Source organism: Deferribacterota bacterium, from assembly GCA_034189185.1.
In the GTDB taxonomy this organism is placed as follows: Bacteria; Chrysiogenota; Deferribacteres; order Deferribacterales; family UBA228; genus UBA228.
Genome location: JAXHVM010000042.1, coordinates 1 through 13,694 on the forward strand (window position 1 = coordinate 1; position 13,694 = coordinate 13,694).

11 protein-coding genes are annotated in these 13,694 nt (G+C 28.3%); 3 read left to right on the forward strand and 8 right to left on the reverse strand.

The window, feature by feature from the left end; translation table 11 throughout:
• From SVN78_04520 to ilvA, 8 genes are all read right to left on the reverse strand, one after another.
• Window positions 1-257: FAD-dependent oxidoreductase (locus tag SVN78_04520; protein MDY6820868.1), on the reverse strand; the 257-nt coding region annotated here is incomplete at its 3' end.
• Complete coding sequence (gene mnmE, locus SVN78_04525; GenBank protein ID MDY6820869.1) at window positions 257-1,591, reverse strand: tRNA uridine-5-carboxymethylaminomethyl(34) synthesis GTPase MnmE; 1,335 nt, start codon at window positions 1,589-1,591, stop codon at window positions 257-259. The genes mnmE and SVN78_04520, both read right to left, overlap by 1 nt.
• A 7-nt stretch (window positions 1,592-1,598) precedes the next feature.
• Window positions 1,599-2,450, reverse strand: coding sequence for a bifunctional methylenetetrahydrofolate dehydrogenase/methenyltetrahydrofolate cyclohydrolase FolD (gene folD, locus SVN78_04530; protein MDY6820870.1), 852 nt, complete (start codon window positions 2,448-2,450; stop codon window positions 1,599-1,601).
• Window positions 2,451-2,458: 8 nt separating this feature from the next.
• Entirely contained in the window at window positions 2,459-4,852 is a 2,394-nt protein-coding gene (gene gyrA, locus SVN78_04535; GenBank protein ID MDY6820871.1) for a DNA gyrase subunit A, read from the reverse strand.
• Between the two features lie 8 nt (window positions 4,853-4,860).
• A complete protein-coding gene (locus tag SVN78_04540; protein ID MDY6820872.1) occupies window positions 4,861-7,263 on the reverse strand; it encodes a DNA gyrase subunit B in 2,403 nt (800 codons plus the stop codon).
• A 94-nt stretch (window positions 7,264-7,357) separates the two neighbouring features.
• Window positions 7,358-8,458, reverse strand: coding sequence for a DNA polymerase III subunit beta (dnaN, locus tag SVN78_04545; GenBank protein MDY6820873.1), 1,101 nt, complete (start codon window positions 8,456-8,458; stop codon window positions 7,358-7,360).
• A 158-nt stretch (window positions 8,459-8,616) separates the two neighbouring features.
• On the reverse strand, window positions 8,617-9,951 hold the full coding sequence (dnaA, locus tag SVN78_04550) for a chromosomal replication initiator protein DnaA (protein ID MDY6820874.1): 1,335 nt from the start codon (window positions 9,949-9,951) through the stop codon (window positions 8,617-8,619).
• Entirely contained in the window at window positions 9,941-11,158 is a 1,218-nt protein-coding gene (gene ilvA / locus SVN78_04555) for a threonine ammonia-lyase (GenBank protein MDY6820875.1), read from the reverse strand. Before ilvA ends, dnaA begins: the two co-directional genes overlap by 11 nt.
• A 53-nt stretch (window positions 11,159-11,211) precedes the next feature.
• On the opposite strand from ilvA, the gene SVN78_04560 reads away from it, so the two are divergent.
• From SVN78_04560 to SVN78_04570, 3 genes are all read left to right on the forward strand, one after another.
• Window positions 11,212-12,018: a substrate-binding domain-containing protein gene (locus SVN78_04560; protein MDY6820876.1), complete on the forward strand. Its 807-nt coding sequence runs from the start codon at window positions 11,212-11,214 to the stop codon at window positions 12,016-12,018.
• 7 nt (window positions 12,019-12,025) lie between these two features.
• Entirely contained in the window at window positions 12,026-12,721 is a 696-nt protein-coding gene (locus SVN78_04565) for an ABC transporter permease (GenBank protein ID MDY6820877.1), read from the forward strand.
• The coding region (locus tag SVN78_04570) for an ABC transporter ATP-binding protein (protein MDY6820878.1) at window positions 12,709-13,694 on the forward strand (986 nt) is incomplete at its 3' end. The genes SVN78_04565 and SVN78_04570, both read left to right, overlap by 13 nt.

Below are 13,694 nucleotides of genomic sequence, written 5' to 3' on the forward strand. Positions count from 1 at the left end.
AACACCCTAAATTGTATCCCTGACCTATCTATAACCTTTGCCATAATCCCGCCTAATGCATCTATATCTTTTACGAGGTTACCCTTTGCTAGTCCACCAACTGATGGGTTGCAACTCATTTGTGCAATTTGCTCAATATTTGTTGTACACAACAAAACCTTTGAACCCATCTTAGATGCGGCAAACGCAGCCTCACATCCAGCATGGCCACCACCTACAACAATAACATCGTAATCATATTGTTTCACGTGAAACATCATTTACCCACACAAAAATTCTCAAATATATTTGATATAATCTCTTCTCTATATGTTTCCCCTGTTATTTCTGACAAAGCATTAACAGCTCCTTCAATCTCGTAAGAGAATATGTCTAATGCCTCATCTATGGGTATTTGTAATAGATTTTGAATTATACTATATATTTTGTTTAATAATTGAAAGTGTCTTTCTTGAATTATAACATCACAATCGAGCTCATTATCTATGTCATATAGTTGTTTTACAATTCTTCTTTTTAGTTCATCAATGTTCTTCCCTGTTTTTGTTGATATCTTAATATCAACTGGATAATCTAATCTTTCTAGAAGATCAGATTTATTACCTACCAATATTTTTTTATTGTTCTCTATTTTTCCAAGCTCATCTAATATATAATTATCATTTAAATCAAAATTAGATGAAAGATCTATTATGCATAATATCAGATCTGCTTCATTTAATAGTTTTTTTGTTTTATTTATACCTTCATTCTCAATTTCATCCTTGCAATATCTAAAACCAGCTGTATCAATTAAAGTAATATTAAAATTATCAAGATAAAAATCCTTTTCTATATAATCCCTTGTTGTCCCTTGTGTTTCAGAAACAATAGACCTATCCTCATTTAATAAATAGTTGAACAATGATGATTTACCAACATTTGTCTTACCAACAATTACAATATTAACGGAGTTATTAAAAATATTCCTATATCTTTCATATCCCTTAATCAATGATAATATAGCATCTTGCAAAGAACACAAATCGTTCTTTAAATATCCTAAAGAATCCTTAGCAAAATCTTCCTCAGGATAATCTATATATGCCTCTACAGTTGATGCAATATCTATTAACCTATCTTTAATATTATTTATCTTTTTTCTTAGTACTCCATCTAATTGTAAAAAGGAGGTTTTTAATGCAAATTCATTTGATGCATCAATAATGTTTTTTATAGCCTCTGCCTGTGTTAAATCAATCTTTCCATTTAAAAAAGCCCTTTTTGTAAACTCCCCTGGATCAGCTAATCTAATGCCTTTTTTTGAAAAAGAACTTAACGCCTTTTTTGCTAATATTGGGTTACCGTGAAATGAAATTTCAACTATATCCTCACCAGTATATGAATGGGGAGCCTTAAAATAATAGTATATAACATAATCCTGCAAATTTTCAGATGCGTCCTCAAATAAACCAAAATTCACAATTCTACTTTTTATTTTTTTTTTATTCTTAATAAAATCTAAACTATGAAGTGCATCTTCACCTGAAATCCTAAAAACAATGATAGGAGATTTTTTTATTGGAGTTATTGGAGCAACAATTGTATCCATCTATAATCTAAAGGTTGTTATGCATCTTAAAAGCTTTAAGGGTGTTGTACATTAGCATAGCTATTGTCATTGGTCCAACACCCCCTGGGACAGGGGTAATATATGAAGCCTTATTTTTTACGCTTTCAAAATCCACATCTCCAACTACCTTTTTGTTATCTCTACTAATACCAACATCAACTACAACAGCCCCATCTTTAACATATTCTTGAGACACAAAATGGCCCTTTCCGATAGCAGATATAAGCAAATCAGCGTTACTACACAACTCTTTTATATTTTTTGTTTTAGAATGACATATTGTTACAGTAGCATCCTTTCTTAACAAAAGAGGTATTAATGGCTTTCCAACTATATTTGATCTCCCTAATATAACGGCATTCATACCACTAATATTTATATTATATTCATCTAACAATTTAATAATGCCAAGGGGCGTACAAGGAACAAAACAATTGTGCCCAATAATATTAGATCCCGCATTAAAGGGATGAAAGCCATCAACATCTTTATCAGGTAAAATAGAATTAATAATATTAATATTATTAATATGCGCTGGAAGAGGTAATTGTACTAATATTCCATCAATATTTTTATCTTTATTTAAAGAATCAATAATATTGAGCAATTTTTCCTCACTAATATCACTACTATATTTAAGTACTTTAGAGTCTATACCTATATATTCTGAGGTCTTCTTTTTCCTATTTACATATATTTCACTAGCTTGGTTATCGCCAACTAGAACTACAGCTAACGATGGTGCTCTATAATCTTTTTGAACAATACTAGAAATCTCATTTTTTATACTCTCTTTAATCTTTTTTGAAGTCTTTTTGCCATCTAATATTATTGCCATTTTAATCTCTAAACTATTGTTGTTGTAATAACTTCATCATCTTTTAACGTTATTAATTTAACTCCTTGAGAACCTCTACTTAATATTGATATATCTTTTATAGCTATTTTAATGTTTTTCCCTTTTTTTGTGCTCAATATCACTTCGTTATCTAGTCCAACTGGATTTGCACTAACTAAATCCCCTGTCTTACCACTAATCTTACAAATCTTTATACCTTTACCTCCCCTTTGTTGACACCTATATTCATTTATATTTGATAGCTTACCATAGCCCTTTGATGTAACAGTTAATATATAATCTTCATCGTATAAAGGAAAAGATGATATAACCTCATCATCTTCATCAAGTCTAATTCCAATAACTCCAATAGCATTTCTGCCTATATCACTTAGGGTATTAGCCTTAAAATTTATTGACTTACCTTTTTTAGTTGCAATGATTACCTTTCTATCTTCTCTAACAATATAGGTTGATATAATCTCATCATTTTCTCTTAATCTAGTTGCTATAACACCACTTCTAAGAGTCCTAAAATGGGTTACACTGCTTTTTTTAACTATACCAAATTTTGTTACAAAAAATATATACGAATCCTTGATATCCTTTGATACATTTAACATTGACTGTATCTTCTCGTTAGCAGAAAACTCAATTAAATTGCCCACATATCCGCCTTTAGAACTCCAATTAACCTCAGGTATCTGATAGGCCTTTAGATAATATACCTTTCCTCTATTAGTGAAAAACATAATATTGTCGTGATTTTTTGCTACTATAGATAGTTTTACAAAATCATCATCCCTATAATTGGCCCCATGCTTACCACTTCCACCCCTTTTTTGCTTTCTTATATCGTTCTTTTCCATTCTCTTTATATAACCGCTTCTAGATAAAATAACAATCTTTTCAACATTTGGGATCAAGTCGATCTCATTTATTTCTTTTGCACCGTCTATTATTAAAGTTCTTCTCTTATCAGCAAATTGACTTTTAACCTCCAAGAGTTCTTCCTTAATTAAAGACATTAATACACCATTATTAGTCAAAATTTCATTATAATAATCAATCTTTTCTTTAGTTTCTTGAAATTCACGCCTTATATTTGAGACCTCTAAGGAGGTTAATTTTTGAAGCTGCATTTTCAAAATAGCATCAGTTTGTTTACTGTCGAGCTCTAAATTTTCCATTAATTTTCTAGCTGCCTCATCTGGATTTTTAGAATTTTTTATAATATTAATAACATAATCAATATTTTCTAGTGCTTTTATTAAACCTTCTAATATATGTAGGGTTTCATTTGCTTTCTTTAATAAATATTTAGTTCTTCTGACAACAATCTGTATCCTATAGTTGATAAAGCTGTTTAACAATTTAATTAGATTAAAGGTTTTTGGCTTCCCTTCTTCAATAGCAATAAATTGATAATGTTGTTTTTCCTCTAACTTTGTCTCTTTATATAATTTATTTAATATAACTTCACTGTTTTCACCTTTTTTAATGTCTACCACAACGCGAATACCATCCCTATCTGATTCATCTCTTAAGTCACTAATACCTGTTATCTTCTTTTCATTTACAAGCCTTGCAATATCCTCTATAAGCTTTGATTTGTTAACCTTATAAGGTAATTCCGTAATTATAATCTGTTCTTTCCCGTTATTTTCAATTGATGCCTTACCTCTCAATAGTAATGAACCTTTACCTGTTTCATATAATTCTCTAATTGACTCAGGCGAGATAATTTCTCCAGCTGTCGGATAATCAGGCCCTTTTATTATATTAAGTATATCATCTAATGTAATCTCAGGGTTATCTATTAAACAAATAAGGGCATCTATAATCTCTCCCAAGTTATGAGGTGGTATTTCTGTTGACATACCAACTGCAATACCAGAACAACCATTTATAAGTAAGTTTGGCACTTTTGTAGGTAAAACGATTGGTTCACTTTCAGATCCATCGTAATTAGGGATAAAATCTACTGTGTCTTTTTCAATATCAGCTAAACAATATTCGGCAATTTTTGTAAGTCTCGCTTCAGTATATCTCATAGCTGCTGGCGGATCATCATCAATAGAACCAAAATTGCCTTGTCCATCTACAAGTGAATATCTCATTAAAAAATCCTGAGCCAACCTAACAAGTGCATCATATACAGATGTATCACCATGAGGATGATATTTACCAATAACCTCACCTACAATTCTCGCAGATTTTCTAAAAGGTTTATTATAATGTAGGCCCATCTTATGCATTGCATATAAAATGCGTCTATGAACAGGTTTTAAGCCATCCCTTACATCAGGCAATGCCCTACTAATAATAACAGACATTGCATAATCTAAATAATCCTTCCTAATTGACTCTTCAAGCTGAATGTTAATTATGTTTTTGCTCATCAAATTCCCTATATATCAATATTTTTTGCATATATTGCATTATCTTGGATAAACTCTCTACGTGGCTTTGCATCATCACCCATTAAAATTGTTATAATATTATCAACATTTTCTATGTCACTAGCCTTAATTCTATAAAGAGAGCGAGTTTCTGGGTTCATTGTTGTTTCCCATAATTGATCTGGGTTCATTTCACCTAAACCCTTATAACGTTGTATATTTATGTTTTTACTGCCTTTATCCTTTATATATTCAACCAATTCTTTTGTATCATTGAATGTATAATTATTATTTTCATTTTTAACATTAAAGGGTGGTCCATCTAGCAACCTAATATACTCTGATAATCTTACTAATTCGACAAACTCAGGGGTTGACAATAAATCAGTATTTATTTTTATAGTATTACCTGTATCATCCTTTAAATATATATTATATCTTTGAAATTCCTCATTAAAATTAATTTTAAAATTTTTAAATAAATCTAATACACTTTTGGATTTTAAATATTCTATCAAGTCTTCAACATATTTTAAATCTGAAAATTTGTTTATATTGATATGATCATACATAGTTAATGATCTTATTAGCAAATCATTATAACCTTTTAAAACATATTTGTTTATTAGATTTTCATATTTTACAATCTTTGATAACACATGTATATAATCTATTTCTGTTTTATTATTAATAGTTATATCACTTGAACCGTAGGAAATTAATAGATCGCTTAAATCCTTTTCATTGTAAAGATATTTAACCTCTTTTCCTTTCTTTACTCTATATAGTGGTGGTTTGGCTGTGTATAAAAAGCCGTGCTCAATAAGAGGTCTCATATATCTAAAGAAAAACGTTAACAATAGGGTTGTTATATGTAGTCCATCCACATCTGCATCAGTCATAATAATTACTTTATGATAACGCAATTTTCCAACATTGAAATCCTTTTCACCAAAACCTGCCCCTAAGGCTGAAACAATTGATCTGATTTCTTCATTATTCAACAAACGATGATCCTTAGCTTTTTCTGCATTTAAGGGTTTTCCTTTTAGCGGTAAGATTGCTTGAAAATGCCTTGATCTACACTGCTTTGCTGAGCCCCCTGCAGAATCACCCTCAACAATAAATAATTCAGATAATTCTGGATTTTTTTCCTGACAATCTGCCAATTTTCCTGGCAATCTAGTGCTTTCTAAAGCGCTCTTTCTTCTTGTAACCTCTTTTGCTTTCTTTGCCGCAAGTCTAGCTTCATATGCTCTATAAGCTTTTTTATATATTTCTTGTATTATTTTCTTATTTTTTTCAAAATAATCTGATAACTCCCTATTCATTACCTCGTTTACAGCAGTCTTTGCTATTGAAGAACCTAATTTTGATTTTGTTTGTCCTTCAAATATAGGGTTATGCATTTTAATAGATATAATACCTACTAGCCCCTCTCTTATATCATCACCAATAATATTTACATTATTATTCCCAATGTTATATTTTTTACAGTAATCGTTGAATAATTTTGTTAGTGCAATTTTAAAACCCTCTTCATGCTTACCTCCTTCATGGGTAGGTATGTTATTAACAAAAGATACAATTTTCTCATCAAAATATTCTAAAACGTAAGATAAAGCGATCTCTACCATTATAATTAATTCTTTATCATCCTTTTTATAACTATAAGCTCCTTTTATATGGATTGCTTCATCAAGGAGTCTTTTTTTATGACCTATTAAATAATCAATAAAACCTGTTAACCCTTTTTCTGATAAAAACTCCTGTCTTCTTTCAGATCTTTCATCAATAATTGTAATGTGCAAATTTCTATTTAAAAATGATAACTCTCTTAATCTTTTTGATATATACTCATAAGAAAAATCAATACTTTCAAATATTAAAGGATCTGGTTTGAATGTAATTTTTGTTCCACTTTTACCAGTATTTCCTATTTCTTTTAGAGCTTCACTAATCTTTCCTCTTTCAAATCTTTCATAATAAACATGCCCACCCCTTTTTACAACAACCTCTAAAAACTCAGAGAGTGCGTTTACAACTGATATTCCAACACCATGTAAGCCCCCTGATGTTTTATAAACATTGTTATCAAACTTACCGCCTGCATGTAAAGTTGTTAAAACAACTTCTAATGTTGGTTTTTTTGCAGTAGGATGTTCACCTATAGGAATACCCCTGCCATCATCTTCTATTGTGATTGAACCATCTATATGTATTGTAACTATTATATTTTTACAAAAACCAGCAACTGCTTCATCTATAGAGTTGTCAATAACCTCAAATACCAAATGATGCAAACCCCTTTCATCTACTGAACCAATATACATACCAGGACTTTGCCTAACAGGGGTTAGGCCATCTAGCACACGTATACTACTTTCATCATACAATATCTCATCCTTCATAAATCACCTTTGCTATATTTTTGTAAATAAAAAATCCTATGACAATACTATATATTTTATATTTAGATCTAAAATTGTCAATAATTGGTTAATATTAACCCTCTATTGAAATAGTAACCATAAGATACTTATAGTTATTTTCATCAGGTTTTATTATTACAGGACTTTGAGGATTTACTATATAAAGATAAAATTTATCGCTCTCAATATGATTTAATATTTCTAACAATAATTTTGCATTAAAAACAACTTCTATATCATCACCTGTTTTTTCGATATTATCTACTACTTCCTCACCTTTGCCATATTCAGTTTCTAAACTGCTAATTGTTAGATTATTACCTTTAAAAGAAAAAATAACGGCATAACTAATTTCATTAGTTATTGTTGAAATCCTTTTTAAGGCATTATATGTTCTTTGTAGAGGTAATGTCACACTGATATTATACTCTATTTCAAAAAGCTTACTTAAGCTTTTAATATAGCTTTCAATAAGATTAGAATATATAACTTTATTATCATTTTTGAACAAGACCTGTTTCTTATCACTTTTTATTTCAACTAAATTATAATTTAGTACCTTTATTAACTCGTAGACAGTTTTCTTTGGAATATTTAAAACAAATTCATCGGCTAATTCATTTTCAACGGTTGTTTCTGCAATAGCTATTCTTTGAAAATCAGAAGCAGATATTTGTATTTTGTTCCCAAGCATTTTAAAATGAGCGCCATTATAAGAAATTTTTGATGATTCATTAGCAATGCAAAAATAAACTTTTTTTAACAATTTTATTAAATCACTACCCTCAATTTTAACATAATATTCAGGGGTTACCTCTGCCATTGTTGGAAAATGAGAAGGATCTATAGTAGACATTGAAAAAAAAGAATCTTTTGTTTTTAAATTTAATTTTGAGCCATCAAAGACAAATTCAATATTAGTTTTATCATCAAATTCTCGAATGATATCTAATAACTTCTTACAAGATACAGTTATCTCACCTGTTTCTATTACATTATTTTCAAAATAAGCGCAGTATCCCATTAATATATTAGATGTTTTAATATATATCTTTTTTTCTTCTGCTTTTATTAATACATTCTGTAATATAGTTTCAACAGATTTTGTACTTATGAAATCATATGCTTCATTTATAATTTTATAGATATCCTTTTTTAAACAATTAAATTTCAATTGTTTACTCCTAATATTATTACAATAATTTAAATATAGTAATCATAATACAGTATAAAATTAATGTTAACAAGTTTATTTAATACTAATTATAACATAATTTATATGTTTATAAAATTGTTAATTAAATATTAAAGAATGTTCAAAAAATTATTAATTTATTTGTAGAGATTTTTAATTAGTGTATCAATTAAATATTTTAATTCTTTATCCTTTTTTAAAATATTTTCAATCTTATTTATTGAATAAAGAATAGTTGCATGATCTCTACCACCAAATATATCTCCAATCTCTTGAAGAGAAAGATTTAATGTTTTTCTAAGGATATATATAGCAATATTTCTTGAATAAGATATACTACTAGTCCTTTTTCTTGATTTTAGATCATGTAATTTAATATTAAAATAAGTAGTTACCTCTTTTAATACATCATCAATTGTTATTATTTTATTTTTTTCAATTAAATATTTTTTTAAACATTCACATATTAAATCTTTATCTATCTGTTTATTTTTAAAATTTGAATATGCCGATAACCTTATAAGGGCTCCAATTAATTCTCTGTTATTCTCTGTTTTTAAATTTTCAGCTAAATATACTGCTATATTACTATCAATTTTAATGTTTTTAAGTTCTGCTATTTTTAAAAGTATTGCAGATTTTTCCTCAACAGAGGGTGGTTGTATATCAACTATTAAACCCCAAGAGAATCTACTTGTAATCCTTTTTTCCATATGAGATAATTCAGATGGAGACTTGTCACAGCTTATAACTATCTGTTTTTGCAAATCGTAAAGTGTATTAAATGTATAAAAAAATTCTTCAGTAGTGCGCTCTTTACCTGCTAAAAATTGGGCGTCGTCAAAAAGTAATATATCAATTGTCCTATATTTTTCTCTGAATTCCTCCATTTTGTTTTTTCTTATAGATGTAATCATTTCGTTTGTAAATTGCTCAGAGGGTATATATAATACTTTTAATTTATATTTCGTTTCTAATAGTTTATTTCCAATTGCATGTAATAGATGTGTTTTACCTAAACCGACACCACCATAAATGTATAGTGGATTGTAAGTATGAAAATTACCATTTGCAACTGAAAGACATGCTGTGTAAGCAAATTGGTTTGAAGATCCAGCGACAAAATTATCAAAAGAATATTGTTTATTTAAGTTTGTTTCTTTTTTTACAACAATATTTGCAATTTTATCACTATCATCACTTTTTAAATTATCTCTTTTTAAGGTAATGTTGGCATTTTTAATTATTACATTACTAGTTATTGAAAATTTTTCGGTAAATATTTTTTTTAGGGTTTCTAAATAATTTTGTTCAATCCATAACTTGTAAAATTTATTTGGGGCCTCTAAAACTACATTTTCCCCGTCAATATTTTTAACTTTTAGTTTTTGCAACCAAGTTTCAACAACTTGTTCAGTAAAGAAGTTTTTAGATTCTTCTATAAACTCATTAAAGAACTTTTCATAATTCACTAAAGAACACCTCGTAACCAGCATTGTTAATGTTTTCTATTAATAATTCTATATGTTTTTTACCCTTTGTTTCAAGATCAAATGTTACCTTACTTTCATCAATATCTAGGTCTATGTCGCTTCTGTAGTGTCTTAAATCAAGTATATTAGCGCCATTATCACCTATTAACTTAGCGATTTTATACAAAGAACCTGGTGTGTCTTTTAGTTTTACTGTAATGCGTATTAATCTATGGGATGCAACTAAGCCCTTATTAATAATACGGTCAATGAGGTTAACATCTATATTGCCACCTGATATTATTAACACTATATTTTTATTTTTAGTATGTATGTTGTTTTTTAGTAAGAGAGCAAGAGTCGTTGCAGCAGCGCCTTCTACTATAAGTTTAGAATTTTCAATTAAGAATAATATTGATCTTGCTATTTCTGAATCCTTAACAAGATAAAATTGATCTATAATATTTTTACAGATATTAAATGTATTTTCTTCAACTTTATGAACGGATATTCCATCGGCAATTGTTTTAGCATTATTTACTGTAATAATTTTATCTTTTTTTAAGCTTTCATACATTGATGGTACACGTTCTGTTTGCACGCCTATAATCTTAATATTATTATTAACCTGTTTTGAATATATGCCTATGCCCGATATTAGACCACCACCTCCAACTGGTACAATTATGCTATCTACACAATTCTTTAATTTTTCTAGGATTTCAAGGGCAATTGTTCCTTGCCCTGTTATAACATCAATATTATTGAAAGGATGTATAAAAAATAGGTTTTCTTTTTTTGCTAGTTCTTCTGCAAAAACTGATGCTTCATTATAGTTATTGCCATATAGTATTATATTTGCCCCGTATTCTTTGGTATTGTTTATTTTTGTTAGTGGGCTAAATTTGGGCATAACAATTGTAGATTTAACATTTAATAACTGTGCACCAAAAGCAACGCCCTGCGCATGATTGCCTGCCGATGCTGTTATTATACCCCTTTTACATAATTCGTAATTTTTTAAGATACAATTTAATGCACCTCTAATTTTAAAAGAGCCGGTTCTCTGGAGGTTTTCTAGTTTTAAATATATATTACCACTAAAAAGGTTGGATAGTTTATGACTATAATAGAGTGGTGTATTATTAATATACTTATTAATTCTATTATAGGCTTTTACAATCTCTTTGAAGTATGGACTATACATTTATCTGATTTTATTGTAAAGTAATATAAAGTCAATAAATTTAGAGGAGCTTTATGAGGTTTCTATATCTAGTGTTAATAGTTCTGTTTTGCGCTGTTAATATCTATGGGGCCGAAAACGATCTGTTAATGGCAACTACAACTAGCGCTGATAATACAGGTTTATTAGAATATTTAAGTGACAAAGCAAAAAAAGATATTGGTATTGAATTAAAATGGGTTGCAACGGGAAGTGGTAAGGCGTTAAAGCATGGTATGAATTGTGACGTAGATGTTTTATTGGTGCATTCTGAAAAAAAGGAAATTGAATTTATGAATAAAGGATATGGTAAAAGAAGAGAACAATTTATGTATAATTATTTTGTGCTTGTTGGGCCAAAAAGTGAAAAAAATTTCTTTAAAAAGAAAAATATTTTAAATACTTTGAAATATATTAAAGAAAATGGGCTAAAGTTTATATCACGAGGGGATGAATCTGGTACACATATAAAGGAAAAAGAATTATGGAATAAATGTTGTGGCAGTGTACCTGAAAATAAAAAATGGTATATTGAAAATGGATTGGGAATGATAGAAACACTTTTAATGGCAAATGAAATGAAAGCTTATACCCTTTCAGATATGGCAACCTATCTTACCTTTAAAAAACGGGTTAAAAGAAATAACATCACTATTTTAGTGGGGAAAAGCAGGGAATTAAAAAATCCTTATAGTATAATATTAGTAAATCCTGAAAATTGCGAGAATGTTAAATATAAACTAGCTAATAAATTTATTGACTGGTTAATTTCTAAAAAAACATTAGACTATATAAGCCAATATACTATAGATGGTAAACAACTATTTTATATATTAAAATAAAATATTTGTGGATTATCTAATTAATTCATTTTTAAATGCATTACAATTAATTATAACCCTTGATAGATCAACTTTTAATGTTGTATCTACAACATTGGTTGTTACTTTTTATTCTACCTTTTTTTCTACAGTATTTGGCATTTTAACCGCTTTTTATTTAGTTTATTTCAAATTACCTATCAATTATTTTTTAAAAGTAATTTTTAACACCCTATTATCTTTACCAACCGTTGTTGTAGGTTTATTTGTCTATGTGCTTATAATGCAAAGTGGGATTTTTGGAAAGTATAACCTGCTATTTACAAAAAAAGCTATTATAATAGGCCAAACTATACTTGCCTACCCTATAGTAGTATCACTTACTACTTCTGCTTTGGAAAATTATGATAAGCGTTTAAGAGAGTTTTTAATAACCCTGGGTGTTAGCCCATTTAGATTAATTGCTACCATTATTTGGGAGGCTAGATTAGGTGTAATTATTGCAATTATAACAGCTTATGGCAGAGTTGTATCTGAAGTTGGTGCATCAATGATATTAGGGGGCAATATAAAAGGATATACAAGAACAATTACAACTGCTATTGCACTTGAGACTAGCAAAGGGGAATTTATAAATGGTCTTGCATTAGGTATTATACTTTTGGTTATATCACTTTTAATAAATATTTTCATATATTCCTTGAGGAAGATATGGGCTCTTTAGATGTATATTCAGTGAAAAACTTAGAATTTTATTATGATAAGAACTTTTCTATTAATATTAAAGAATTTGTTGTACAAAAAGGTAGTGTTGTATGTATTGCAGGGCCAAATGGCGCTGGTAAAACTACCTTTATGAAAATACTGGCATTTATTTTAAAGCATAAAAGAGGAATAATTAAATTATATGGAAAAGAAATAAAAGCTAAAAATTTACAAAAAGTAAGAAAAAATGTGACCATGATTTTTGAAGAACCCCTTTTATTTAAAAGAAATGTTTATAAGAATATTATATACACCTTAGGGTTAACAAAGAAAAAAATCTCTATAGATAATATATCTTATTATTTAAAGCTTGTGGGTTTAGATGCAGAAAAATTCTATAAGAGAAAGTATTATCAATTATCAAATGGTGAAAAGAAAAGGCTTTCTATTGCCATGCAATTATCTCTAGATAGAGATATTATAATATTTGATGAGCCAACTAGCAATATTGATGAAAATAGTAAACACTTTATAGAAAAAGCCATTTTTAAGGAGAAAGAAAAAGGTAAAACAATATTAGTGGTTAGTCATGATATTTTTTTTATCACTAAAATTGCTGATAAAATTCATTATATGTATAATGGGCGCCTCTATAATAATAGCTTTTTTAATATATTAGAAAATTACAACATAATAGATGAGAAAGGTAGAAGTATAATAGAGTTTCCAGATGGTCAATCTATAGAATTAGACAGTGTAAAAAAGGATATAAAAAAGGTAGCTTTAAAAGGGATTGATATAAATTTTTCATTTAGTATTGCGAAAACACATAATATTATAGAGGCTAGAATCATCTCTATATCTATTTTTGCTAAAAGAAGACTTTTATTGGTTGATTTAGCAGGAAATTTTTGTTATATTATTATAAATTTAAATAACAATATTTTAAAATTAGATAATATTTTTTTATTTGATTTAAAAAAGTATTTTGT